We start from the raw sequence: 23,181 nt of genomic DNA on the forward strand, positions 1-23,181 counted from the left end.
GAACTACGTTGTGATGGTGCTGCGTGTTACAAAATCGGATTGATTCGGTATCCTGCATTGATGATCGGAATCAGATGCCCGGCGCGGGGAGCGTGCCGAGAATTTCCTCGAAGGCAAGGCCGATGGCGAGCAGCCGGCGGTCGCTTCCCGTGGGGCCGTCGAGTTCGAGTCCGACCGGCAGGTTCGCATCGGTGAGTCCGGCGGGCAGCGCCAGGCCCGGGATGCCGGCATTGCTCGCGGGATCGGTGTTGCGTAGATAGGCTTCCAGTTCGTCGATGGGCACGCCGCCGTCGATCGACACGCTCGACGAGCCGTTCAGTTCGTCGATCTTCACGGCGGCGAGGCGGGTGGTGGGAAATAGCAGCGCGTCGAGGCCATTGGCGGCGAAGGTCTGCGCGTAAAGCTGCTGCAGGCGCGGGCGCCATACGGTCATGGCGGTTTGATAGTCGCTGCCGCGCGTGTCGGCAAGGATCGCATCGTAGGCGGCGCGTACATCCGGGCTCGCAATGCGTGCGGCTACGTCGGCCACGGTTTGCACGGGGGTCTGGTTGGCGGTGAGCCAGGCCTGCAGATCGTCGATCGGTTCGTGCAGCGCGATGGCCATGCTCACGCGGTCGTTGAGCGCGAAGATGTCGTTCATCTCCACCGGCACGAGGGTGACGCCCGCCGCTGCGAGTTTCGCGAGCGCGGCGCGCGCCACCGCCTCGGTCGCGGCTTCGAGTCCGGCCCAGAACGGCGCGGGCAGGCCGATGCGCAGATTCGTGACGGGCGCCTGGGAGAGCGGGCCGAGCCCGGTAATCACGCCGTCGAGCAGCGCGACATCGGCGACCGTGCGCCCCATCGGCCCGACCGTGTCGCGCGTATGGCTGATCGGCACGACGGCCTGCGGGTCGTGGTAGCGGCGCTGCGTGCCGCCGTCGCCCACGCTCGGACGCAGGCCGACAATGCCGCACAGCGCGGCGGGAATGCGCGTGGAGCCGCCGGTATCGGAGCCAAGACCCGAGGGCGCGATGCGCGCCGCGATCGCCGCGGCGGTGCCGCCCGAAGAGCCGCCGGGAATCCGTTCGGGGTCCCAGGGGTTGCGCACGGGGCCCGCATGGGGCGCGAGGTTCGTGCTGGTGATGCCGAACGCCAGTTCGTGCATGTTGGCCTTGCCCAGCACGATGGCGCCTGCGTCCACGAGGCGTTGCACCGACGGCGCGTGGCGCGCGGCCACGAAGCCTTCGAGCGCGGGCGTGCCCGCCGAGGTGGGCAGGACGCGGGTGTTGATGTTGTCCTTCACGACCACGGGCAGACCCGCGAGCGGCAGATGCGCGCGTTCGTTGGCGCTGAGCCCATCGATACGCTGCGCGGCGGCGAGCGCGCCTTCCACGTCGAGCGCGGTGAGCGCATTGAGATTGGCGAGCGCCTCGGCGCGCGCGATCAGCGTGGCGACATAGTCGGCGGCCTTGAGCCGTCCGGCGCGAATCGCTTCGACGGCCTGCGTCGAGGTCAGTTCCAGCTGCTGGTCGACAGTCCAGGTCATGCAGTCTTCTCCTCGTGCAGCCGTGATGTAGCTTTGTTGTGATCGTGATTGCGCCTGCCGTGTCCGGTGCGCTTACTTCTTCATGAATCGCAGCGCGAGGCGCGCGAGCCCTGGCACGACGCGCGGGCGCAACAGGCGCGGATCGTAGCCGCTCATGCGCTCCTGGTCTTCCTTGAGGCAGAGTTCGATCATCTCACGCGGCTTGAGCGAATCGCCCAGCACTTCGCGGTTGGCGGGCAGGAAATTCGAATCGTGCGCAACGCCGTCCGCGTCGATGCCGCGTGCGATCGCCACGCGGTCCCACACCAGTTTGATCCAGATTGCGCCGACGCGCAGCGAGTGCCAGGGGCGGCGCCACCATGGCAGATTCTTGCGATACCACGCCACCCAGTTCACGAAGAACAGGATATGGCGGGCTTCCTCCTGGATCACGGGTTCGAAGGTTTCGACGAGTGCGGCGGGGAAAAATCCCGAGCGCTGCGCGGAGCGGAACAGGCCGAACGCGAAGAAGCTGTCGATGCATTCGCTGTAGCCCGTGAACATCCATGCCCATTCGGGATCTTTCGGCGGCGGGTAGCTGGGTTCGGGCGCGAGTTCGATGCCGTAGGCCTGCACGAGATGCGAGAGCACGACCTTGTGGCGCGCTTCTTCGTCGCCGTCCATTTCGATGGCTTCGCGCAGCAGCGGATCGCGCACGGTTTTCGCGTAGGTTTTCACGCGGATCGACGCGCGGCCTTCGGTCTGCACGGCGATGTCCCAGATCGGCAGCGAGGTCAGCCGCCGCAGCGCGTCAGGTTCGAGCCGCGGCCAGTCGAGCACGGCGGGACGGTACGGATCATGGGTGTCGAGCAACATCCGGCTGAACATCTTGAGATGTTCGTCCGATCCGATCCTGATGGGCCCTGGCGTGTCGTGAGTCCAGTGACGCAGCGCGGCGTCCTGGGCGGCGAGGGCGGCGGCGCCGACGTCGTCGATTGGCGTCAGGGTTTCAGACATGGAGCGTAAAGGATGACGGTAATGTGACTCCTATTCTGTCATAACCGTAAGGCGACCCGCTCGATCACGCGCAGCGCCGCTGCTCGTCGATCCACATGCGCGCCCAGCGGCACGCGTACGCCAGCGCGTGGCGTTCGTCGAAGAAATAGTCCAGTGCGTCGAATGAAACGATCTTCCGGCTCGCGCCGCCGCGCGCGCCCGGGGATGACGTGCCGGATTGATTGCCGGCTTGGCTGCCTGAAGGCGCGCCGGATGTGCCGATCGTCAGATTGGCCGCGTACAGCCCGTTGGGCAATGCCTGCGCGCTGGGCGCGACCTCGTAGCCTTTGTAGCGGATGGGTGCGTTCATGGCCTCCAACTCCTGCTGCGTTCTGCTCGTATGCGAATTGCGCATGTGTACCTCGCCTGTGCGTTTGCCAGTACGAACCCAGCGTAGGGGCTGCCATGCGCGAGGGGAACCAATCTTTCGTCGCAAGCAAATCACGGGCGGACTGGAACGGTCAGCAGAATGATCGCGATGAGGCGAGCTGGTGTGCCCGGCTCCACTGTGGATCGCGCAATACGCGGCGTCTGTGGGATGGCCGACGCAAGGCGAGCGCATCTGTGCGCTGGCGCTCGCAAGGGGAGCGGTCGATCGGGGAAGTTGCCGCTGCGGGTGGCAACAGCGGCTGAGCGAGACGAGGCGCGCGGCGCCTCGTCGTTCGTTGCTTGTTTCGGGCGCGGCGTTAAACCGCGACGCTCAAGCGGTCTTCATTGCGCGCGGAAGCGGCGCTCGTCGAAATCGTGTGCGCGGGGTGCGCCGCACGTTGCGTATTGAAAGCGAGCGCGAATTGCGCGGCCTGCTGACCCACCGTCGAGAGCTGATCGACGACCTTGGGATCCGAGCACTGATGCGCGCTTTCGAAGCGCGTTTCCAGCGTGTTGATGCCCGCGCCGAACGGCGTCGGCCAGCCGCGCAGCGCATGCACGATCGAGCGCAGCGAAGTCAGCACGGAACCCGCGGCCTGCCAGCCATAGGCCGTCACGATGCAGCCCACGGCGCGGCCGTCGAGATAGGGGCGTTCGTCGGCGCGCAGTTCTTCCAGCGTGTCGAGCGCGTTCTTGACGAGGCCGGACACGCCGCCGTGATAGCCCGGCGTCGCGATGATGACGGCATCCGCGGCGCGTACGGCTTCGATCAGTTCGAGCTGGGCGTCGGTGCGGGTCGCGGCTTCGGGGGCGTAGTGCGGCAGGCTGTGCAGGAAGGTGCCGCCGAACAGTTGCGTGCGCGCGCCGGCCTGCTCCGCGCCGCGCAGCGCGAAAGCGAGCGCGCGTTCGGTGGAGGACGCTTCGCGCGTCGTGCCGCCGATGCCGACGACGAGCGGGCGGTGTCTGGAATCGGGAATGCTCAAGGGGTGCTCCTCGGGTAAGCGGTGGGGCCCGTGTCCGGAATACGTCGCCGCGGGCGCGCGGCAACGCGTCTGGCGGCTACGGGCCGGCGCAAAGAATGCGTTCACGTCGGAACTGCCATCTTAGTGACCGCGCCATGTCGCGCGAAACGACTTTTTGTTCTAACGATATGCGCCGGACAAGGGTTCCGCTCTGCGCACCCCGCGCCATATACATAGATGAAAGCATTGGTTGGTCGGGCGTGCGGGCATCGTTACGATGAAACCGTCTCCTCCATGAGCATCTCCTTGACATGGGTTCGGCCCCGCACCGCAAGGTGGCGGGGCCGCTTTTTTTCTGGATTTCTGGAGACGTTGGGGCGGGAGAGGCCGATAGCCGGGCCGCGCGGGCCGATTGAGGCCGATTGAGGCTGATCGAGTCTTATTGCGCGCGAGCGACAGGCACGTTGGGCAGGGTTTTGAGCGCGGGGATCGACTGGCGCTGCTGGCGGTGTGCCGGGACGGCGTAGCTCACCTGCAGGACGTTGCCGTCCGGGCCGATCTGCGGCGAAATTTCGGGCAGACCGTCGCTTTTGGACTTCACACGGCCGGACGCGCCGCCCTGGCCGGCTGTGCCGTTCGGCAGCATCGGCACGGTCGGCGCCGGAGCGCGCATGGCAGGTTCGGCGATCTTGCGCGTGTCCGGGCGCTCGACACTTGCGAGCTTCTTCTTCGTGTGATGCGCGTGTGCCTTCTTGTCGGGCGAAGCCGGATGGACGCCGGGCGTGCGCGCCTCGGGCGGATTCCAGATCTCGGTGTAGTGTTCCCCGGCGAGCGCGGTGGACGCGAGGACGCACAGCACCGTCCCCGTCAAAATGAATCGCACGTCGTGATCTCCGTTTTGATGAGCAGGGCCGCCCGGCCGCGTCGGCCGCGCACGGTGCGCGGGCTGGCGGGCACGCCCGCAGGCGGCGAAGCCCGGTACGGCAACCGGGCTGCACGCACTGTACATTCGTACAGCGGTGAATGCAAACGTTTGACGGCGCAGCGCGTGCGAGTGTTGCGCGGACGCGGCGTCGCGCCTTGAAGGTGGCCTGTGTTACTGGCGTATGTGGCGACGGATCAAACGTCGAGCGCGGCGCTCCCATGCAGGCCGAGCCAGCGCCCGTAGCTGCGCGGCGAGAAGGCCAGCGTGAGCGCGATCATCGCCGAAATCGACACGGCCAGCATGACCCACGCAGCGGTAAATCCGCCCGTGAGGTCGCGCACGCGCCCGGCGACGACCGGCGCCAGCGCGGCGATCACGAAGCCCAGCCCCTGCACGAACGCGACGAGCCGCGCCGCGATGCGGTGGTCGCCCGAATGATCGAGCGCGGTCACCAGCGTGACGGAGAACGTGCCGCCCAGGCCCGCGCCCGCCGCCGCGACCCACAGCAGCGGCGCGGCCTCGGGCCAGGCCGCGAGGCCCACGACGCCGATCCATTGCAGACACAGCCCGGCGATCAGCCAGGGGCGGCGATCCGTGAAACGCGCGGCCGCGAGCGGCAGCAGCAGGGCGCAGGCGGCCTGGAAGACCGTCATGGCGGCCAGCAGCGAACCGCTGGCCGCGACGCTCGCGCCGTGCTGCTGGTAGTACGCGGGCAGCCAGGCCACGAGACTCGTATAACCGCCGTTGACCAGACCGAAGTGCAGGCCGAGCGTCCACGCCCGGCGCTTCCTCCAGACCGGCACCGCGGCGTGATGGGCCTGGCCTTGCGCCGCCCTCGTGTTTGCCGTTGTCCGCGCGCTGCCGTTTTCACGGCCGCTTTCACGGTAATTCAGCCAGATCCACAGCGCGAGCGCCAGCAGAGCGGGCACGGCCCAGACGGCCAGCGCTATATGCCACGAGCCGCCCAGACGCGCCGCGAGCGGACTCAGGCTTGCGCCCAGACCGCCGCCGCCCATGATCGACGCCGAGAACAGTCCCATCGCCAGCGGCACCCGCTGCGCGAAGCGCTGTTTCATCACCGCCGGCAGCAGCGCCTGGATGGCGGCGACGCCGGCGCCCGCCGCCGTGGCGGTGAGCATGAGCGCGCCGCCCGTCGCGGCGAACGCACGTGCGCCGCACGCCGCCGCGATCGCGGTGAGGCCGAGCGCAACGCCGCGCGTCTCGCCCAGCCGCCGCGCCAGCATTCCCGTGCCGAACGCGCCCAGCCCCATTGCCACCACGGGCAGGCTGGTCAGCAGTGACGCGCCGTAGAAAGACAGGCCGGTTGCGTCGCGGATCGTCGTCATGAGCGGGCTGATCGACGTGAGCAGCGGCCGCAGATTCAGCCCGATGGCGACGATGATGGCGTACCAGACGAGAGCGCTGGCGTCCGCTGTCCGGGCATTTTCGGGGTCGGATGAAACATGCATTTGGTCAACCTTTCAATGCTAATTTGGTTGACCATTATACCGATTGATTGTCAACAATCAGGGTGGCCGGCAGCTATGCCGTGTATAGCGCTCGCGTGTTCTCACGGTGGATTACGCGCGCCTGGCGGCATCGCTACAATGCTGGCTGGTCCTTTCACGCGCATGGCTTCATGGCTTCTTCGACCCGATCCTCACGCACCGCTCACTCAACCGAAGCGCCGCCCACCGTCGCCGGCGACGATGACGACGTCGAAGCGCAGGTCTATGCCGCAATCAATTCGGCGCTGTTGCAAGGCAAGCTCGCGCCGGGTCAGCAACTGGTCGAGCGCGAACTCGCCGCGGCGTTTGGCTGCACGCGCGGCGCGCTGCGCAAGGTGCTGGCGCGGCTGGGTTTCGAAGGCAAGCTGGTGCTCGCGCCGAATCGCGGCGCGTTCGTGCCGTCGCCGTCCGAAGAAGACATTCGTGCTGCCTTTCGGGCGCGTCAGGTGGTGGAGGCGGGCGTGGTCGTGAGTCTGTGCGGTACGCTCGACGCGGGCATGCGCCGCAAGCTCGCCGCGCACGTGCGCAGCGAAAAGAAAGCGCTGCGCGAAGGCCGCGTGGACGAAGCGGTGCGGCTCGCGGGCCAGTTCCATCTGCTGCTGACCGAACTGGCGGGCGGCGCCGCATTGGTGGCGGCGCTCGCGCAACTGGTCGCGAAGACGGAGCTTTATAAGGCGCTGTTCGATCCGTCGAAGGGCACCTCATGCGCACCCGACGAGCACGCGCAGATCAGCGCGGCGCTGGAGAGCGGCGAGCAGGCCGCGGCGCTTGCGGCCATGCGCGAGCACCTCGACGAAATCGAAGAGCGCATCGTGCGTCAGTCGCGCTTGCGCTCAGGGCACGACCTCAAGGCGGTATTCGCCGCGCGGGCGGAGTGAAGGCTCGCGCCTAGCTGACTTCCGCGACCCGCCGTTTCAATTCTTTCGACGCCGCTAACGGAATACGTGCGTCGTCCCAGGTCGAGAGCCATTCGACTTCTTTGGAAGCGAAAATCTGGCCGTGATTGCGCAGCGCATATTGCAGCGAATCGATGATGTGATTGCGGATGATCTCGGGCGTATGCGGATCGTCGAGTACGGTGCGGAAGGCTTCGAGCGTGGCCATCGCGTGGCTCCAGCGAGTGTGATAACGGATAGAGTTATTGCACGACAAAAAGCCTTGCGCCAGCGCGAAAAAAATATCGGTATGCGGGTGAGCGCAGGTTTGTACGCAGTTGATCCGGACTGCGTATTAAAACGTGCCGCCGATTCTCTACGGCGGCATGGCGCGGACCGGCCAGCCACACGCCACGCGAACGTCATTGCTACACTAACGCATTCTGCAAGACGGTCTTGCGCAATCGACGAGGTAAACACAATGGTGCGCTATCGGCACTACAAGGGCGGATTTTATGAACTCGTTTGCGAAGCGACGCTCGAATCGGACCCTTCCGTCACGATGATCGTGTACCGCGCGGCAAACGGTACGATCTGGACGCGGCCGGCTTCCGTATTCTTCGAACTGGTCGAATTCGAAGGCTCACTCGTGCCGCGTTTCGCGCCAGTCAACTGATTTTTCTTTCTCCCGCACCGTTTGCGAGGTTCTGCCCAAGATGCGTCTTCTGATTGCGCTCATCGTCCCCTGGTTGCTGTTCTTCACAATTGGCCGGCCGATCGCCGGCATCATCTGCCTGGTCCTGCAGATCACGCTGATCGGCTGGATTCCCGCCGCCATCTGGGCCGTTTACTCGCTCAGCCAGTATCAGACCGATCGCAAGATCAACGACGCTTTTGGCCGCCGCAATTGAGCGCTCGCGGTTACATTCGTAATCCGCGCTCACAATTCAGCGAGAACTTCATAACGGTTCCCCTTTCCTACATAGGGAAAGGAGACACGTCATGTTCAAGATTGCGCTGATACTCGGCGCCATCACCCTGCTCGCTGGGTGTGCGGTGGCGCCAGGCTATGGCTATGGATACAGCCAACCGGGTTATTACGATGACGGCTACGCGCCGGGTTACGTCGCGCCTGCTTATGGCAGCGTCAATATCGGTGTCTGGGGCGGCGGAGGTGGGGATCGCTGGCACAGTGGGGATCACTGGCACGGCGGCGATCACGGCAGGCCATGGGGCGGCGGCTATGGCGGCTCGCATGGCGGTGGCGGTCATGGCGGCCCGTGGGGCCCGTCGGGTGGCGGTCACGGCGGCGGAGGCCGGGGCAGTGGCGGCCATGGTGGCGGCGGCCACGGCGGTGGTGGCCGCTAACCGCAGTTGCCGTTTGCTAGCCGTTTAGAGGAAAAGCTCGGCAAAGCAGGGCGGCAGAGTGGTGCCGGAATATAGGCACAAAGCATCAGGCCCGCGGCTCGAGAGAGCGGCGGGCCTGATGCTTTGGGCGCTGCCAAAAAATAAAGGCCGCAAATCTGCGGCCCTCATTTCGTACCAGCGTTTACTGACCGGACTGCGAGGTCGTGCCAGTCGACGAGCCGTAGGCGGTGTTGGCCTTCTCGGCGGCAACCTTTTGCTCAGCAGCCTGAATGTTTTGCGGATAGTGCATCCAGTCGCTCGGATCGTAACCGGCAGCGCGGAGCTGGGCCAGATCGGCGCGAACTTCGGCGCGCGTGAGCGGTTGTTGCGACTGAGCGTACGAAACGCCCGGGACGGCGACTACTGCGGCGAGGAGCGCTGCTCCAAGAAGCGATTTCATTTCCACTACCTCCGATTTCTTTTTTGAGGGGTTCACGCGATGGCGTAACCCATGGCAGCAATGTAGACGTTCGGAGGCCTAGGGTAAATACTTAGAAAACGAATTCAGTGTTCTCCTGGCGACAACAATTGATAGAGCAATTTGTCTGATTATTTCGCAGAGATAGACAGCGTACGCAAGAGATTTAGGGTCATATTATTGCGCCGCGGTAAATCGATTATTGCGAAATCCGCAACTGGAATTCGCCGACTTCACCATATATCCGGATCAGGCGCTTGCCTAGAATTCAGGCAACGCTCGAACACGCGCATCGCGATGCAGCATGTCGGGCGATTCAAACAATTCCGGAGGTCACCATCATGAAGTCGCTGATTCGAGCTGTCGTCATTGCCACTGCCTGCGCCGCGCCGCTGGCCGCTTTTGCCCAGACCGATCAGGGTCTCACGCGCGATCAGGTGCGCGCCCAACTCGTCGAATTCCAGCAAACGAGCCGTAATCAGAACGTCGTTGCCGCAGGCACCGGTGCAGCCGTCACCCAGGACAGCGCCTACGGCGGCGTGAGCAGCGCGTCGGCGGCTGGCGCCGGTTATGTCTCGGAAGCGGCTCGCCGTGGTCCGCAGTCGGTGTACTTCGGCGGTCAATAGTCAATAAGCAGCCAGCTCACCACGACCGGCAGGCGTCCAGCGCCTGAGCAGGAAACAAACGGCCCGCGAGACCAGATCGCGGGCCGTTTTTGCGTTTACTACCGGCTCAAGAAAATTCCGCGTCGGGCACGTCGAGCACCAGATCCGTGCGCGCGACGGCCACGCAGGTCAGCACATAGCCTTCGGCTTTTTCCTCGCGCGAAAGACCTGGCCATTCGATCGTGTAGCCGATTTCACCGCTCACCACGCGGCATAAACAGGTGCGGCAGGTGCCGTTGCGGCACAGGCGCGGCAGGCGGATACCCGCAAAACTGGCGGCTTCGAGCAGGGTGAGTTCGGGCGGCGCGTCGAATTCGCCGCCCAGCGGCTCCACGCGCACGACCGGTACATGGGTTTCGGCGTGTTCGCCTGGGAGGGGTTCGGGTGCGTCGGGGTTCATGGGCGGGCGATCGGTAAAGCGTCGCCGCGAAGCTTAACCTGGAACCCGGCTGGAACCTGGCGACGCCCCGCCGCGTTCCTCATCGCCGCCGCAAATGGCGATAAACCGTATTGCGCGCCAGCCCCAGCTCGCGTGCCGCCGCCGAGACATTGCCGCCGTGGCGCGAGAGCGTGTCGTCGATCAGGCGCGCCTGCCAGTCGGCGAGACGCGCGGGCGACGCCTCCGGCACGGCGGTTGACGGATCGACAGCCAGATCGGGCGCTTGCGCGTCGTCGGCGCTGTCGCAATCGTCCATCAGGTCTTCGGGCAGATGGGCGAGTTCGATCGCGTCCTCGCCTTCGGCCATGATCGCGGCGGTGCGCAGCACATTGGCCAACTGGCGCAGGTTGCCGGGCCAGCGACAACGCATGAAGCAGGCGCGCACCTCGGGCGCGATACGCGCGGGCGCTGCGGGAATTTCGCGGCGCGCGAGCGTCAGCACGCGCGCGACGAGCGCATCCAGATCGGTGCGCGCGGCCAGCGGCGGCAGCGTCACGGCGAGTCCGTTGATGCGGTAATAGAGATCCTCGCGGAAGGTGCCTTCGGCGATCATCGCGCGCAGGTCGCGGTGCGTCGCGCAGACGATGCGCAGATCGACCGGCACCGCGCGCGTGCCACCGAGCGGCGTCACGGCGCGTTCCTGCAACACGCGCATGAGCCTGACCTGCTGCGCCAGCGGCATGTCGCCGATTTCGTCGAGAAAGAGCGTGCCGCCGTGCGCCTGCTGGATCTTGCCGGGGCTGCCGCGCCGTTTCGCGCCGGTGAACGCGCCGTCCTCGTAGCCGAACAATTCGGCTTCGATCAGCGAATCGGGCAGCGCCGCGCAGTTGAGCGCGACGAAGGGCGCGTCACGGCGCGGCGAATCCTGGTGCAGCGCCCGCGCGAGCCATTCCTTGCCGGTGCCGGTGCGGCCCAGCACGAGCACGGGGATGTCGCGCCCGCGCACCCGCGCGACGCGCTCCAGCACGGCGGCCACGCGGGCGTCGCCGGTGTCGAGATCGGCGAGCGTGGGCTGCCAGTCGGCGGAATTCGTGCGCGCGCTTTTACTTTCGCTGCGTGCGGTTGGCGGCGCAGCGGCCGCAGGCGCGGGCCATGCCGTCTGCGCGCGCGAAACCGCCGCGCCAGGCGTGCCTTGCGCGACCACGCGCACGCCGCTCGGCAACGTGAGCGTGAGCGGCGTATTCGGGTTGGCGTGCGCCTGCACGAGGCGCTGGAGGAAGGCCGCGAACGAGATGCCGAACAGCGTGTCGAAGCCGCGCTGCTGCAGCGTCGCGAGCGGCGCGCCGAACTGGAACAGCGCGCTGCGGTTCGCGCACAACAGCGTGCCGTCGGGCGCGAATGCCGCGAGTCCTTCGTACAGCGTACCGATGAACTCCGCGCGCGCGTGAAACTGCAGACGCACGGCATCGGCGAACTCGGTGTTGAAGAGATGGTTCTCGATCATCTGCGCCGACATTCTCACCAGCGCGAGCGTGTGCTTGTGAAAACCGTGCGATTCGCCGCTCACGTCGAGCGCGCCTAGCGTGCGGCCCCATGGATCGGCGATCGGCGCGCACGAGCAGGTGAGGATGTGATTCGCGCGCAGGAAGTGCTCGCCGGCGTGGATGGTCGTCGGCTGCCCCTCGACCAGCGCCGTGCCGATGGCATTGGTGCCACGGTCGCGCTCGGCCCACGACACGCCGGGGCGCAGCGCCACGCGGCGAGCCTTTTCGACGAAATCGGTGTCGCCCAGGCTGTGCAGGATCACGCCGTTGCGGTCGGTGAGCAGCACCATGCTTTCGGTATCGACGATCTGCGCATGCAGCGCGTCCATCACGGGCCGCGCCTGATGGTAGAGCGTGTGATTCGCGTCGATCAGATTGCGCAGGTCGGCGGCCGCGAGCGCGTCGAACTCGGGTGTCGCGTTCGCACGCAGGCCAAGCGAGCGCGAGCGCGCGTGCGCCTGGGCGATCGCATCCGCGCGGGCCGCGTCGGGTGGCTTGACGGTGACGGATGGGCGTCGGGTCACGCGTGTCTCCATGTTCTGGCCGGCTGGCGACGCGTTCGGATACGTTCCAATACGTTCGCGCTGGCTGCTCGTGTCTGCCGGGAGCGCACGCTGACGTCCGATTTCGCCGCTGCGTTGCAGCATGACGAATCCCGGTGACGGCCCGTGCGCGCGGGGCAGGTAATCGACCCATGGTACAGGAACGCGAGAGCGCGCCACATCCGGGCAATTGCTGCCCGGCGAGCCGGCCTGCAACTACGGCTTGCCTTTCCGCGCATGGGTGCCAGGATGAAGACAGGGACGCGCAACGGCGTCCCGGCGGCGGCGCCAACAGGCAGTACGGGTTTTCAGGGCCGTCGCGGCTCCCTTGCGGAGTGCATCATGGTCCATGGCGAATTGAGGATCCTGGTGGCGGCGCTAGCCGTCTTTGCCGCGCTGGCGGGTCTCGCGCTGGCCATCCACGGCCTGCTCTTCGACGAGCACATCTACGTGGATTACGGCATGGCGATCGTGGCGGGCGGAATCGCCGCCTTCGTCGCGATGCTGACGGTCCATCCCAAAGACGTCGAAATCGAACATCGCCGGCATCGCGAATCCTGAGCTTTCCGGCTCGATGCAAGTGCTTGCGCGACGCTGCATTGCGTCATGTCCTGCGTGACGATGGCGTGGTGCGAATTGCGCTTGCGCGCACAACGTCCGCGGGATTCAACGCTTTAGCAGACGCTGAAAAACAGGGCCGCGAGGAACATTTCGCTCGTGTGACAAAGTCGACCTTGCCAGCCGCGCGAAGTGTCCTAAAGTGAATCAAATCGACCGCCGCAACGGGTTCGCGAAGCGAGACGTGCGGCGGTCGACGTTTTGAACCGCGTGCATGCCGAGGAGGTGCATCGAAGGCGCGGCCCCGCTCACTCCCAACCCTAAGGCGACTCCCATGAAGATCCTGTTTCCGAACGAGGCCCCTGAATACTCAGGGCGCGAACTGACCTTGGCGTTCCCGGCAATGATCGATGGAGAGAGGGTGGAATGTACGATCACGGCGGCGGCGCTGGAGGATCATTTTGGCGCCGCATCGCCGCGTGCCGAGGATGTGCTGGACGCCTTCGATCATCATCGTGAGCGCATCGAGGCGGTCGCGCGCCGCCTGCTTTCTGAAACGCGTGCGCAGTGCCTGACGCTGCGCAGCGGCTACGTGCGCTTCGTGCAGGCGCACGCGTCCTGAAGTCTTGCTTTCTAGCGTCAGCCTGATCCAGATGGATCAAGCCGGATCGGTCTGCTGGCCTGAATCCCCGGCCCGACCTTGCGGCCCGACCGACAAATAATCCCAGCGAATCCCAGCGACGCCCCGCAACGCATTGCGCGTTGCGGGGCTTTTGCTTTGGCGGCGCTCAAATCATCCGCCGCGACGCCTCGCTGCCGGCTTAGCCGCCGGCCAGATAGAAGTAGCGGAACAGGAACACTGCCGCGATGATCCAGACGATCAGGCGCACCTGACGCGCACGGCCCGTCAGCAGCTTCAGTCCCGCATACGAAATGAAACCGAATGCAACGCCGTTGGCGATCGAGTACGTGAACGGCATCGCCAGCGCGGTGAGCGCGGCGGGCACGACTTCGGTGGCGTCGTCCCACGGCAGGTCGGCGAGTTCGCGCAGCATCAGGCACGAGACGTACAGCAGCGCCGGCGCGGTCGCGTAGGCGGGCACCACGCCCGCGAGCGGGGCGATGAACAGACAGGCGAGGAACAGCACGGCGACGGTCAGCGCGGTCATGCCGGTGCGGCCGCCCGCCTGGACGCCCGAGGCGCTTTCGATATAAGCCGTGGTCGACGAGGTGCCGAGCACCGAGCCCGCGAGAATCGCGGTGCTGTCGGCCAGCAGGGCGCGGTTCAGACGGTGCATCTTGCCGTGCACGAGCAGGCCCGCGCGGTTCGCGACGCCCATCAGCGTGCCGGTGGCGTCGAACAGCTCGACGAGGAAGAACACCAGCACCACGTTCAGGATGCCGCCCGAGAGCGCGCCCTTGATGTCGAGCTGGCCGAAGGTCGGCGCAATCGACGGCGGCATCGCGAAGACGCCGTGGAACTGGTTGCCGCCAAAGAAGAACGACAGGATGGTCACGCCCACGATGCCGATCAGGATCGCGCCGCGCACTTTCAGCACGTCGAGCGTGACGATCGCAAAGAAGCCGATGATCGCGAGGATCGTGTGCGGATCGTGCAGATTGCCGAGTTCGACGAGCGTGGCCGGGCTGCCGACGATCACGCCCGAGGTCTTGAGCGAGATGATCGCGAGGAACAGGCCGATACCGGAGGTGATCGCCACCCGCAGCGAATGCGGAATCCCGTTGATGATGGCCTCGCGCACGCGCAGCAGCGTGACGACGAAGAACAGGCAGCCCGAGATGAACACGGCGCCGAGCGCGGCCTGCCACGTGAAGCCCATGCCTTTGACCACGGCATAGGCGAAGTACGCGTTCAGGCCCATGCCGGGCGCGAGCGCGATCGGATAGTTCGCATAAAGGCCCATGACGATCGACGCCAGCGCCGCGACGATGCAGGTGGCGACGAAGACGGCTTCCTTGGGCATACCGGCATCGCCGAGAATCGACGGATTCACGAAGATGATGTAGGCCATCGTAAGGAAGGTCGTGAAACCGGCGAGGACTTCGGTGCGCAGGTTGGTACCTGCTTCCTCGAAGCCGAAATAGCGTTTGATGGCGTCCATGAAGATCGGGCCCTTGAGAGTCGAGCGGGTTAGTTTGTTGTTGAGATCGGCGTCGGCGGGCGGGCGACGGAGGGCGTCGCGGATGCCGGGTCACGCTGCTACGGGCGGGATTGTAAACAATTGTCCGGGCTGAACAGAAATGGTGCAGCGAACGCGTGGAACCGCTGCAACAATTTGGGCCAGGCGCGCAGCGATCGGGAGGGACGATGTGCGCGTAATCGGGTTTCAAGCGGGCGGGAATGAAAACAGACAAAGCGGCAGCCCCGGTCCGCCTCAAAACGCGGATCGACGCTCCCGCTCCGGGAGACGCGCCAACAAGCGGCGCTTATTGCATCGGCTGCGACATGCCGCCAGCGCCGTGCGCCGCGCGCCGAGCCGCGACGATCGCGCCGGCGCGCTGGGCGTTTTCGGGGTAGTCGATCCAGTCGAGCGGATCGTAGCCTGCCGCGCGCCATTCCGCGAGGTCGGCGCGCACCTGGGCGCGCGTCATCGGTGCCGAGGGATCGTACGGCTGCGCGAGTGCCGAAGCCGAGGCGACGCAGCAGGCCGCTGCGAACACGCCAAGCGCGATACGTGAAAGGGAAGTCATGACACGACCTTTCGTATTAGGGATAACCCTTAAAAGTATAGGCGCTATCTCGTTAACTGAAAGGCAAGTTTAAGTAAGGCCTGCTGCCGGGTTTTAGGCTGCTCGCGTTCCTCGATCGCGAACTCACCGCGCCTTCGCCGCCGCCCGCTCGCGCATCTGGCGGTACTCGGTCGGGCGCAGCCCGGTCCATTTGCGAAAGGCGCGATGGAACGCGCTCGGCTCCGCGAAGCCCACGGCCGCCGCCACATCCGCGACTGCGCGCGCGGGGTCTTGCAACGCGGCCACGGCCAGATCCCGGCGCAGTTCGTCCTTGATCGACTGGCAGCTATGGCCTTCCTGATGCAGGCGCCTCCGCAGCGTCGCGGGCGCGACGTTCAGGCGGTGCGCGATGGCGTCGGCGTCCGGCCACGCGTGGGCGGGCAGCGCGCGCAGCGTGCGCCGCACCCGCGCCGCGAACGAGCCGGGATTGTGGTATTTCACGACGAAGTTGCCCGGCGCGTTGCGCAGAAAGGCCCGCGCCGAGGCGGCCGTCTGCATCACGGGCAAATCGAGAAACGCGGGCGCGAGTTCGAACCACGATTCGTCCTGATCGAAGGCGATGTCGTCGCAGATCATCGTCTGGTATTCCTCTGCCGCAGCCGGCGCCGTGCAGCGAAAGCGCGCGGCGATCACCGGAATGCGCCGCCCCACCAGCCAGCTCAGCAGCCCGTAGACGAGGATGAACCAGGTCGCATAGGCGAACATCGTCGGCGTTGCCGTGCCCGCGCGATGACGCAGCGCGATGCGCACGCGCGCCGGGTCGATGTCGATTTCGCCCGCCAGGTCGTCGAGTACGAGCCGCATGAAATGCACCGTGCGCTGCAGGGCCTGGCGGCCGGTGCGCGCGCCGAGCGCCGCATGCGTCATGGCGATGAAGCTGCCGCTTTTCATCGCGTGCGAGTCCTGGCCGAAAAACTCGTCGTCGAGCGCGCGCGCGATGCCCGCCCACAGCGCGCCGTAGTGCGCGGCGCACACGCGCGTCTGGGCGTCGGTGGCGATGCCCGCTGCCTGTGCGATCGGCGTCACGTCCAGCCCGCGCGCACGCGCGAGCGCGATCGTCTCGTGCACGAGGCTCATGGCGATCGTGCCTTTTTCGCTCACCTTACTGGTTTTCCCTGGCTGCATGGATAGGCCTTCGGCGCGCTTGTCGAAGCACTCATGGTAAATCAGCTCAGTCTATTTGAGCGTGGCGGGCATCGAATACACGCTCGCTCATGCCTACACTTTTCAGGAGCCTTGCGGCAGGCGCCGCGCCGCGCGACAGTGGCTGATAGTGGCTATCAGGCAGGAAAAGATTCCAGGAAAGGGCGAGGAAGGAGACACAGATGGACGAGTTCTACACCGACGATCAGCGCATGATCCGCGACGCCGCGCGCGATTTCTCGAGCAAGCGCCTCGCGCCCAACGCGGCGCAATGGGACCGCGAGGGCAAGCTGCCCGACGAGGTCGTGGCGCAACTGGGCGAGCTGGGCTTTCTCGGCATGATCGTGCCGCAGGAGCAGGGCGGCTCCTACACCGACTACGTGGCCTACGCGCTCGCGATGGAGGAAATCGCCGCGGGCTGCGCGTCGTGCGCGACGCTCGTGAGCGTGCACAACTCGGTGGGCTGCGGCCCGATCCTCCAGTACGGCAGCGACGCGCAGAAGGACCGCTGGCTCGCGAAGCTCGCGAGCGGCGAGATGATCGGCGCGTTTTGCCTGACCGAGCCGCAGGCCGGTTCCGAGGCCAACAATCTGCGCACGCGCGCCGAGTTGCGCGACGGCAAATGGGTGCTCAACGGCAACAAGCAGTTCGTGACCAACGGCTCGCGCGCGAGCCTTGCGATCGTGTTCGCCGTGACCGATGCCGATGCGGGCAAGCGGGGTTTGTCGGCCTTCGTCGTGCCGACCGATACGCCGGGGTTCAACGTGGGGCCGCCTGAGAAGAAGATGGGCATCCGCGCCTCGGACACCTGCCCGATTTCACTGGTCGATTGCGCGATCCCCGAGGCGAATCTGCTCGGCCAGCGCGGCGAAGGCCTCAAGATCGCGCTGTCGAATCTGGAGGGCGGGCGCATCGGCATCGCGGCGCAGGCGCTTGGCATCGCGCGCGCGGCCTTCGATGCGGCGCGCGCCTACGCGCACGAGCGCGTGCAGTTCGGCGAGGCGATCATCGGCCATCAGAGCGTCGCGAACATGCTGGCGGACATGCACACGCGCATCAACGCCGCGCGCCATCTGGTGCATCACGCGGCGCGCCTGCGCTCGCTCGGCAAGCCTTGTCTTTCGGAAGCTTCGCAGGCCAAGCTTTACGCCTCCGAAATGGCCGAGGAAGTCTGCTCGCACGCGATCCAGATTCACGGCGGCTATGGCTTCCTCAACGATTATCCGGTCGAGCGTCATTACCGCGATGCGCGCATCACGCAGATTTACGAAGGCACGAGCGAAGTTCAGCGCATGGTGATTGCGCGGCAGCTTTAAGGTGAAGGAAGGATTGCGAAACAAATAATAAAGCGCATCATGGCGCCAAAAAATGGAGACGAAGATGACAAGGTTCACCCCTTCCGCGCAGGCCTTCATCGAAGCGCGCGATCTGCTGCAGCGACACCGCACCGACTACGATCGCGCTTACGCGGAATTCGTCTGGCCGCAACTCGATACGTTTAACTGGGCGCTCGATTATTTCGATGTCATCGCGCGTGGCAACGACAATCCCGCGCTCTGGATCGTCGACGATCTTGCGCACGGCGGCACGAAATATTCGTATGCGCAGATGTCCGAACGTTCGTCGCGCATGGCGAACTTTCTGCGCGAGCAGGGCGTCGGGCGCGGCGACCGGCTGCTGCTGATGCTGCCCAATCGCGTCGAACTCTGGGATGTGATGCTCGCGGCGATGAAGCTGGGTGCCGTGGTGCTGCCTGCCACCACGCAACTCTCGCCCGACGATGTGCGCGAGCGCGTCGAAGCGGGCGGCGCGCGTTTCGTCGTGGTCGATGCCGCCGAACTCGCGAAATTCGACGCGCTGGATGCGAACGTCAAGCGCATCGCCGTGGGTGCGTCGCGCGAAGGCTGGATCGATCTTTCGCAGACCTATGCATATAGCGCCGCCTTCGAACCCGATGGCCCCACGCGCGCGACCGATCCTTTGCTGCTCTACTTCACGTCCGGCACAACCTCCAAACCCAAGCTCGTCGAGCACACGCATCAAAGCTATCCCGTCGGCCATCTTTCGACGATGTACTGGATCGGCCTGTTGCCTGGCGACGTCCACTGGAACATCAGCTCGCCGGGTTGGGCCAAGCACGCGTGGAGCTGCTTCTTCGCGCCGTGGAATGCGCAGGCCTGCGTGTTCGTCTACAACTACGCGCGCTTCGTGCCGAAGGACACGCTCGCCGCGCTCGTGCAATGCGGCGTGACCACGCTTTGCGCACCGCCTACGGTCTGGCGGATGCTGGTCCAGGAGCCGCTCGCGAGCCACGCGGTGAAGCTGCGTGAAATTGTCGGCGCGGGCGAGCCGCTCAATCCCGAGATTATCGAGCGCGTGCGCCACGCATGGGATATCACGATCCGCGACGGCTACGGGCAGACCGAGACCACTTGCCAGATCGGCAATTCGCCGGGCCAGCCGGTGGTGGCCGGCTCGATGGGGCGGCCGCTGCCGGGCTATCGCGTTGAACTGGTCGATCCCGACGATCAGCCCGTGAGCGAAGGCGAAATCGCGTTGCCACTGGCACAGCGTCCGCTTGGCCTGATGACGGGGTACGCGAACAACGCGAAGGCCAGCGAATACGCCACGCGCAAGGGTTACTACCATACGTCCGACGTGGCGCTGCGACGCGACGACGGTTACTTCGTCTACGTGGGCCGCGCCGACGACGTGTTCAAGTCGTCCGACTATCGCCTGAGCCCGTTCGAACTGGAAAGCGTGTTGATCGAGCACGAAGCGATCGCCGAAGCCGCCGTGGTGCCGAGCCCCGACGAACTGCGTCTTTCCGTGCCCAAAGCCTTTGTGATCGTGCGGCAGGGCTTCGAGGCCGGCCCCGATCTCGCGCGCGAGGTGTTCCGCTTCTCGCGTGAAAAACTCGCACCGTACAAGCGCATCCGCCGCCTGCAGTTCAGCGATCTGCCGAAGACGATCTCCGGCAAAATCCGCCGCGTCGAGTTGCGCCGCCGTGAAATGGAACGCACGGCGGAACCCGCGCGCCAGCCCGACGAGTATTGGGAAGAGGATTTCCCGGAGCTGCGCTGAAATAAAAATGGAGTCCGAAATGATTGAATTCGAGTACGTGAATGACGGCGCGGTGGCGCTTGTCACGCTTGCGCGCCCGCCCGTGAATGCCTTTACCATCGACGGCCTGCGCCAGCTCCAGCAGGTGATCGAAGCCTTCAATCGCGAGGCGCGCGTGCGCGCCATCGTCATCACGGGGCAAGGGCCGAAGTTTTTCAGCGCGGGCGCCGATCTCAATGCCTTCGCCGATGGCGACCGTGCCGTGGCGCGCGCGGCGGCCAGCGCGTTTGGGGAGGCATTCGAGGCGCTGCAGAATGCGCGCGCTGTCGTAATCGCGGCGATCAATGGCTATGCGATGGGTGGCGGACTCGAATGCGCGCTCGCCTGCGATATCCGCATTGCCGAGGAACATGCGCAACTGGCGCTGCCTGAACCGGCCGTTGGTTTGTTGCCGTGTGGCTGTGGCACGCAGACGCTGCCCTGGCTCGTCGGCGAAGGCTGGGCCAAACGCATCATCCTGACTGGCGAGCGCGTGGACGCCGCCACGGCGCTGCGCATCGGTCTGGTCGAGGAAGTGGTGCCGCAGGGCGGCGCGCGCGAAGCGGCGCTCGTCATGGCCGCGCGCGTGGCCACGCTCAGCCCGCAAGCGGTGGCGTCGAGCAAAACGCTCATTCATCAGGCGCGCAACGGCGTGCCGCGCAGCGCGGCGCTGGCGGTCGAGCGCGAGCGCATGCTCGATCTGTTCGATTCGCCCAATCAGCGCGAAGGCGTCAATGCGTTCCTGGAGAAGCGCAAGCCGCACTGGCATTTTGAAACGGAGAACTAAGGAATGAATGCCATACCCGCTTCCACGCAGACTTCGGCGCAGGCACAACCCGACGTGCTGTTTCGCGTGGTCAATCGCGTTGCGATCATCACGCTGAACCGTCCTGCCGCACTCAATGCGCTGTCGCACGCGATGGTGCGCGAGATCGCCATGTTGCTCGAACGCGTGCGCGGTGACGACTCCATCGTCGCGCTCGTGCTGGAAGGCGCGGGGCCGAAGGGCTTTTGCGCGGGCGGCGACGTGCGGGCGATCGATCGGCTGGCGCGCGCGGGCGAGCGTTTGGGCAACGACGGCTGGCAACAGTTTTTCGTCGACGAATACCGGCTCGACTATGCGCTGCATACCTTCGAGAAGCCGCTCGTCGCGCTGCTCGACGGCGTGACGATGGGCGGCGGCATGGGGCTGGGCCAGGCGGCGGCGCTGCGCGTGGCGACCTCGCGCACGAAAATCGCCATGCCGGAGACGCGCATCGGCTTGCTGCCCGATGTGGGCGCGACGCACTTCCTAGCGAAGATGCCGGTGGAGACCGAGCTTTACGTCGGCCTCACGGGCGCGATGCTGAGCGGCGCGGACGCGCTTCACTGCAAGCTGGCCGATCTTTGCGTGCCGGGCGATTGGCTCGACGGTTACGAAGCGCGGCTCGCGCAGACTCATTTCGATGGCAATGTGCGCGATACGCTGCGGCGCGTGTTCGATGCACCGTGTCAGGACGCGAACGCGAGCGCCTTGAGCAGGCACGAGGCGTTAATCGCGAAGCACTTTAATCGTCGTGCGCGCGTGGTGGAGATCGTCGCTTCATTGCACGCCGCGCTCGAACGCGAACCGTCCGAAGCTGAACGCGTATGGATCGAAGCCACGCTGGAAGCGCTGACGCACTATTCGCCGACGATGCTCGAAGTCACGCGCGAAGCGTTGCTGCGCGGGCGCCAGATGACGCTCGCGGAGAGCTTTCGCATGGAACTCGGGATCGTTGCGCGCGCAATCGATGAGGGTGACTTCTGCGAGGGCGTGCGCGCACATCTGATCGACAAGGATCGCAAGCCGCGCTGGGCGCCCGCCACGCTCGCCGAGGTGCGCGATGAACGCGTGCGGCAGTTCCTTTGCTCGCCGTGGCGCGGCCAGGCGCATCCGCTCGCGGATCTGGGCGCGTGAAAATCTGAAGCGTCAGTCCGACGCTTCGCGCGCCGCGGTCGGGTCGCGCAAGGCGGCGAGTCGGCGCTGGCGCTCGTCATCGGATAGCGGGGCTGCGGTCGCGCCGCGCGCAGGTCGCTGCGCACGCGCGAGCAGGCGCAGCGTCGCGACCGATCCGGCGATGGCGAGCAGCATCGGAATCGCCAGATCGTGGTTCACGTGCGTGAACTCCAGCATCAGCACCGTGGCGGTCAGCGGCATCTGCATCGACGCGGCGAGGAACGCCGCCGCGCCCACGATCGCGAACGCGCCTGCCGCGAGTCCCGGCCACACGTGATTGACGAGGCCGGCGATCACGATGGCAAGCAGCGCGCCGTTCGTGAGTCCCGGCGTGAGCAGGCCGCCTTTGGCGCCCGCGCGCAGCGTCGTCGTCGTGATGAGCACCTTGAGCACCAGCAGCGTGGCCGCGAGACCAATGCCCAGGTTGTCGTCGAAACTCAAGCCCGCCGGACCCTTGCCGTTGCCGAGCAGTTGCGGAAACCAGATCGCCAGTACGCCGATCGCCGCGAAATTCACGACCGAATAGACCGGCAAACGCCAATCCTTGGGCGAGGCGTCGCGCGCGCGGCTCGTCACGCGCGCGAAAACGTGCGCCGCCGCGCCGAACAGCGGCCCGCACAGCACCGACCACACCACGAGCTGCGCATTGATCGCGTAGGCGGGCACGTGATACTGCTGCTCGTCGCCCAGGCCGATCCACGCGACCACGGCCGCAATCGCCGATGTCGTGATCGCGGGCACCGCCGCCGACCAGCCGAAGGTGCCCAGCAGCACTTCGAGCACGAACACCGCGCCACCCAGCGGCACGTTGTACACGGCGGCCAGGCCCGCGCCCGCGCCGCACGCGATCATCACGCGGCGCTCGGCGGCGGTCAGGCCCGTGCGCCGCGCGAGCCAGCTCGCGACCACGGCGCCGATCTCGCGCGGCGCGACTTCGCGTCCGAGCGGCGAGCCCATCGCCACCGTCACGATCTGCAATAGCGCGTGCACCGTGGTCGATACCATCGGCATACGCGGTCCGCCCGGCTTGATCGCCGCGCTGATGCTCACGAGCGCACGCCCATGGCGATAGAGCGCCCACCAGCCCACGCCGCCGATCAGCCCGCACGCCACCAGCACGGCCACGCGCCGCCACGGTTCGGTGCCCGTCACGCCTTGCAAAAAACTCTCGTTGCCGATCAGGTGCGCCTGGCTGTAGCCATAGGCGAAGTGCTGGATCCCGTGCAGCAGGAGCGCGAGCAGCATGCCGCCGAACCCCGCGCCGATGCCCGTGAGCACGGTCACCACGGCGAGCGTGACGAGCGGACTGCGTGCGGGCGGACGTTCGGTATCGGGACGGGCGCGGGAGCGCGGAGCGGGATCGATGGGCAACACGGCGCGTAGGGAGGGAGGAGCGGGCGCGGCGCGCATGCGCTGCGGTCTGGAAACACGCGCTAATTGTAGCCACCGCGCCTTTCGGGCGGATTCAGGCCGCGAATCACGTTGCCGCAGCACC

25 protein-coding genes are annotated in these 23,181 nt (G+C 66.1%); 11 read left to right on the top strand and 14 right to left on the bottom strand.

Features of this window, described 5'->3' with window-relative positions:
- Nucleotides 1–70: 70 nt before the first annotated feature.
- From iaaH to B0G62_RS05470, 6 genes are all read right to left on the bottom strand, one after another.
- The gene (gene iaaH, locus B0G62_RS05445; RefSeq protein ID WP_103703163.1) at nt 71–1,525 is read right to left on the bottom strand and encodes an indoleacetamide hydrolase; all 1,455 of its coding nucleotides are present in this window, start codon (nt 1,523–1,525) and stop codon (nt 71–73) included.
- 72 nt (nt 1,526–1,597) lie between these two features.
- A complete protein-coding gene (locus B0G62_RS05450; protein WP_103703164.1) occupies nt 1,598–2,521 on the bottom strand; it encodes an aminomethyltransferase in 924 nt (307 codons plus the stop codon).
- Between the two features lie 64 nt (nt 2,522–2,585).
- Nucleotides 2,586–2,870: a transcriptional regulator gene (locus B0G62_RS05455; RefSeq protein ID WP_103703634.1), complete on the bottom strand. Its 285-nt coding sequence runs from the start codon at nt 2,868–2,870 to the stop codon at nt 2,586–2,588.
- 376 nt (nt 2,871–3,246) lie between these two features.
- On the bottom strand, nt 3,247–3,912 hold the full coding sequence (locus tag B0G62_RS05460; protein ID WP_103703165.1) for an NADPH-dependent FMN reductase: 666 nt from the start codon (nt 3,910–3,912) through the stop codon (nt 3,247–3,249).
- A 418-nt stretch (nt 3,913–4,330) separates the two neighbouring features.
- Complete coding sequence (locus B0G62_RS05465; RefSeq protein WP_103703166.1) at nt 4,331–4,774, bottom strand: hypothetical protein; 444 nt, start codon at nt 4,772–4,774, stop codon at nt 4,331–4,333.
- A gap of 236 nt (nt 4,775–5,010) precedes the next feature.
- Complete coding sequence (locus B0G62_RS05470) at nt 5,011–6,285, bottom strand: cyanate transporter (protein ID WP_103703167.1); 1,275 nt, start codon at nt 6,283–6,285, stop codon at nt 5,011–5,013.
- 170 nt (nt 6,286–6,455) lie between these two features.
- On the opposite strand from B0G62_RS05470, the gene B0G62_RS05475 reads away from it, so the two are divergent.
- Nucleotides 6,456–7,202, top strand: a complete 747-nt coding sequence (locus B0G62_RS05475) for a GntR family transcriptional regulator (protein WP_103703635.1) — start codon at nt 6,456–6,458, stop codon at nt 7,200–7,202.
- A gap of 10 nt (nt 7,203–7,212) precedes the next feature.
- On the opposite strand, the gene B0G62_RS05480 is transcribed toward B0G62_RS05475, so the two are convergent.
- The gene (locus B0G62_RS05480; RefSeq protein ID WP_103703168.1) at nt 7,213–7,428 is read right to left on the bottom strand and encodes a hypothetical protein; all 216 of its coding nucleotides are present in this window, start codon (nt 7,426–7,428) and stop codon (nt 7,213–7,215) included.
- A gap of 252 nt (nt 7,429–7,680) precedes the next feature.
- Here B0G62_RS05480 and B0G62_RS05485 point away from each other — a divergent pair, with 252 nt between their 5' ends.
- From B0G62_RS05485 to B0G62_RS05495, 3 genes are all read left to right on the top strand, one after another.
- Complete coding sequence (locus B0G62_RS05485) at nt 7,681–7,875, top strand: DUF1653 domain-containing protein (RefSeq protein ID WP_103703169.1); 195 nt, start codon at nt 7,681–7,683, stop codon at nt 7,873–7,875.
- Between the two features lie 40 nt (nt 7,876–7,915).
- Nucleotides 7,916–8,110: a YqaE/Pmp3 family membrane protein gene (locus B0G62_RS05490; RefSeq protein WP_103703170.1), complete on the top strand. Its 195-nt coding sequence runs from the start codon at nt 7,916–7,918 to the stop codon at nt 8,108–8,110.
- A 91-nt stretch (nt 8,111–8,201) separates the two neighbouring features.
- The gene (locus B0G62_RS05495) at nt 8,202–8,567 is read left to right on the top strand and encodes a hypothetical protein (RefSeq protein ID WP_103703171.1); all 366 of its coding nucleotides are present in this window, start codon (nt 8,202–8,204) and stop codon (nt 8,565–8,567) included.
- Nucleotides 8,568–8,748: 181 nt separating this feature from the next.
- Here B0G62_RS05495 and B0G62_RS05500 read toward each other — a convergent pair whose 3' ends face one another.
- The gene (locus B0G62_RS05500) at nt 8,749–9,006 is read right to left on the bottom strand and encodes a DUF4148 domain-containing protein (RefSeq protein ID WP_103703172.1); all 258 of its coding nucleotides are present in this window, start codon (nt 9,004–9,006) and stop codon (nt 8,749–8,751) included.
- A gap of 359 nt (nt 9,007–9,365) precedes the next feature.
- Here B0G62_RS05500 and B0G62_RS05505 point away from each other — a divergent pair, with 359 nt between their 5' ends.
- Nucleotides 9,366–9,650 carry a DUF4148 domain-containing protein gene (locus B0G62_RS05505; protein ID WP_103703173.1) on the top strand — a complete coding sequence of 95 codons (285 nt, stop codon included), beginning with the start codon at nt 9,366–9,368 and terminating at the stop codon, nt 9,648–9,650.
- A 106-nt stretch (nt 9,651–9,756) separates the two neighbouring features.
- On the opposite strand, the gene B0G62_RS05510 is transcribed toward B0G62_RS05505, so the two are convergent.
- Together B0G62_RS05510 and B0G62_RS05515 are read right to left on the bottom strand one after the other, a co-directional pair.
- The gene (locus tag B0G62_RS05510) at nt 9,757–10,089 is read right to left on the bottom strand and encodes a 2Fe-2S iron-sulfur cluster-binding protein (RefSeq protein WP_103703174.1); all 333 of its coding nucleotides are present in this window, start codon (nt 10,087–10,089) and stop codon (nt 9,757–9,759) included.
- 79 nt (nt 10,090–10,168) lie between these two features.
- Entirely contained in the window at nt 10,169–12,148 is a 1,980-nt protein-coding gene (locus B0G62_RS05515) for a sigma-54-dependent Fis family transcriptional regulator (protein WP_103703636.1), read from the bottom strand.
- A 348-nt stretch (nt 12,149–12,496) separates the two neighbouring features.
- Here B0G62_RS05515 and B0G62_RS05520 point away from each other — a divergent pair, with 348 nt between their 5' ends.
- Entirely contained in the window at nt 12,497–12,715 is a 219-nt protein-coding gene (locus tag B0G62_RS05520; protein ID WP_103703175.1) for a DUF2964 family protein, read from the top strand.
- 331 nt (nt 12,716–13,046) lie between these two features.
- Nucleotides 13,047–13,334 carry a DUF1488 family protein gene (locus tag B0G62_RS05525; RefSeq protein WP_103703176.1) on the top strand — a complete coding sequence of 96 codons (288 nt, stop codon included), beginning with the start codon at nt 13,047–13,049 and terminating at the stop codon, nt 13,332–13,334.
- Nucleotides 13,335–13,533: 199 nt separating this feature from the next.
- Here the strand turns inward: B0G62_RS05525 and B0G62_RS05530 are convergent, their stop codons facing one another.
- From B0G62_RS05530 to B0G62_RS05540, 3 genes are all read right to left on the bottom strand, one after another.
- Nucleotides 13,534–14,835, bottom strand: coding sequence for an NCS2 family permease (locus tag B0G62_RS05530; protein ID WP_103703177.1), 1,302 nt, complete (start codon nt 14,833–14,835; stop codon nt 13,534–13,536).
- A 325-nt stretch (nt 14,836–15,160) separates the two neighbouring features.
- A complete protein-coding gene (locus B0G62_RS05535; RefSeq protein WP_103703178.1) occupies nt 15,161–15,424 on the bottom strand; it encodes a DUF4148 domain-containing protein in 264 nt (87 codons plus the stop codon).
- 123 nt (nt 15,425–15,547) lie between these two features.
- Nucleotides 15,548–16,588 (bottom strand): AraC family transcriptional regulator, encoded by a 1,041-nt coding sequence (locus B0G62_RS05540; protein WP_103703179.1) that lies wholly within the window; start codon nt 16,586–16,588, stop codon nt 15,548–15,550.
- Nucleotides 16,589–16,788: 200 nt separating this feature from the next.
- Here B0G62_RS05540 and B0G62_RS05545 point away from each other — a divergent pair, with 200 nt between their 5' ends.
- The 4 genes from B0G62_RS05545 to B0G62_RS05560 all read left to right on the top strand — a co-directional run bounded on the left by B0G62_RS05545 (nt 16,789) and on the right by B0G62_RS05560 (nt 21,647).
- Nucleotides 16,789–17,922 carry an acyl-CoA dehydrogenase family protein gene (locus B0G62_RS05545; RefSeq protein WP_103703180.1) on the top strand — a complete coding sequence of 378 codons (1,134 nt, stop codon included), beginning with the start codon at nt 16,789–16,791 and terminating at the stop codon, nt 17,920–17,922.
- Nucleotides 17,923–17,986: 64 nt separating this feature from the next.
- Nucleotides 17,987–19,690, top strand: coding sequence for an AMP-binding protein (locus B0G62_RS05550; RefSeq protein WP_103703637.1), 1,704 nt, complete (start codon nt 17,987–17,989; stop codon nt 19,688–19,690).
- A 19-nt stretch (nt 19,691–19,709) separates the two neighbouring features.
- A complete protein-coding gene (locus B0G62_RS05555; RefSeq protein WP_103703181.1) occupies nt 19,710–20,495 on the top strand; it encodes an enoyl-CoA hydratase in 786 nt (261 codons plus the stop codon).
- 3 nt (nt 20,496–20,498) lie between these two features.
- The gene (locus B0G62_RS05560; RefSeq protein ID WP_103703182.1) at nt 20,499–21,647 is read left to right on the top strand and encodes an enoyl-CoA hydratase/isomerase family protein; all 1,149 of its coding nucleotides are present in this window, start codon (nt 20,499–20,501) and stop codon (nt 21,645–21,647) included.
- Nucleotides 21,648–21,659: 12 nt separating this feature from the next.
- On the opposite strand, the gene B0G62_RS05565 is transcribed toward B0G62_RS05560, so the two are convergent.
- Complete coding sequence (locus B0G62_RS05565; protein WP_103703183.1) at nt 21,660–23,096, bottom strand: chloride channel protein; 1,437 nt, start codon at nt 23,094–23,096, stop codon at nt 21,660–21,662.
- Nucleotides 23,097–23,181 lie beyond the last annotated feature (85 nt).

The organism is Paraburkholderia eburnea, assembly GCF_002917095.1.
GTDB lineage: Bacteria > Pseudomonadota > Gammaproteobacteria > Burkholderiales > Burkholderiaceae > Paraburkholderia > Paraburkholderia eburnea.

Coding starts and splice junctions, on each gene's coding strand:
- iaaH (WP_103703163.1), bottom strand. CDS start 1,525: ATGACCTGGACTGTCGACCAGCAGCTGGAACTGACCTCGACGCAGGCC.
- B0G62_RS05450 (WP_103703164.1), bottom strand. CDS start 2,521: ATGTCTGAAACCCTGACGCCAATCGACGACGTCGGCGCCGCCGCCCTC.
- B0G62_RS05455 (WP_103703634.1), bottom strand. CDS start 2,870: ATGAACGCACCCATCCGCTACAAAGGCTACGAGGTCGCGCCCAGCGCG.
- B0G62_RS05470 (WP_103703167.1), bottom strand. CDS start 6,285: ATGCATGTTTCATCCGACCCCGAAAATGCCCGGACAGCGGACGCCAGC.
- B0G62_RS05475 (WP_103703635.1), top strand. CDS start 6,456: ATGGCTTCTTCGACCCGATCCTCACGCACCGCTCACTCAACCGAAGCG.
- B0G62_RS05480 (WP_103703168.1), bottom strand. CDS start 7,428: ATGGCCACGCTCGAAGCCTTCCGCACCGTACTCGACGATCCGCATACG.
- B0G62_RS05485 (WP_103703169.1), top strand. CDS start 7,681: ATGGTGCGCTATCGGCACTACAAGGGCGGATTTTATGAACTCGTTTGC.
- B0G62_RS05490 (WP_103703170.1), top strand. CDS start 7,916: ATGCGTCTTCTGATTGCGCTCATCGTCCCCTGGTTGCTGTTCTTCACA.
- B0G62_RS05495 (WP_103703171.1), top strand. CDS start 8,202: ATGTTCAAGATTGCGCTGATACTCGGCGCCATCACCCTGCTCGCTGGG.
- B0G62_RS05500 (WP_103703172.1), bottom strand. CDS start 9,006: ATGAAATCGCTTCTTGGAGCAGCGCTCCTCGCCGCAGTAGTCGCCGTC.
- B0G62_RS05505 (WP_103703173.1), top strand. CDS start 9,366: ATGAAGTCGCTGATTCGAGCTGTCGTCATTGCCACTGCCTGCGCCGCG.
- B0G62_RS05510 (WP_103703174.1), bottom strand. CDS start 10,089: ATGAACCCCGACGCACCCGAACCCCTCCCAGGCGAACACGCCGAAACC.
- B0G62_RS05515 (WP_103703636.1), bottom strand. CDS start 12,148: ATGGAGACACGCGTGACCCGACGCCCATCCGTCACCGTCAAGCCACCC.
- B0G62_RS05520 (WP_103703175.1), top strand. CDS start 12,497: ATGGTCCATGGCGAATTGAGGATCCTGGTGGCGGCGCTAGCCGTCTTT.
- B0G62_RS05525 (WP_103703176.1), top strand. CDS start 13,047: ATGAAGATCCTGTTTCCGAACGAGGCCCCTGAATACTCAGGGCGCGAA.
- B0G62_RS05530 (WP_103703177.1), bottom strand. CDS start 14,835: ATGGACGCCATCAAACGCTATTTCGGCTTCGAGGAAGCAGGTACCAAC.
- B0G62_RS05535 (WP_103703178.1), bottom strand. CDS start 15,424: ATGACTTCCCTTTCACGTATCGCGCTTGGCGTGTTCGCAGCGGCCTGC.
- B0G62_RS05540 (WP_103703179.1), bottom strand. CDS start 16,588: ATGCAGCCAGGGAAAACCAGTAAGGTGAGCGAAAAAGGCACGATCGCC.
- B0G62_RS05545 (WP_103703180.1), top strand. CDS start 16,789: ATGGACGAGTTCTACACCGACGATCAGCGCATGATCCGCGACGCCGCG.
- B0G62_RS05550 (WP_103703637.1), top strand. CDS start 17,987: ATGACAAGGTTCACCCCTTCCGCGCAGGCCTTCATCGAAGCGCGCGAT.
- B0G62_RS05555 (WP_103703181.1), top strand. CDS start 19,710: ATGATTGAATTCGAGTACGTGAATGACGGCGCGGTGGCGCTTGTCACG.
- B0G62_RS05560 (WP_103703182.1), top strand. CDS start 20,499: ATGAATGCCATACCCGCTTCCACGCAGACTTCGGCGCAGGCACAACCC.
- B0G62_RS05565 (WP_103703183.1), bottom strand. CDS start 23,096: ATGCGCGCCGCGCCCGCTCCTCCCTCCCTACGCGCCGTGTTGCCCATC.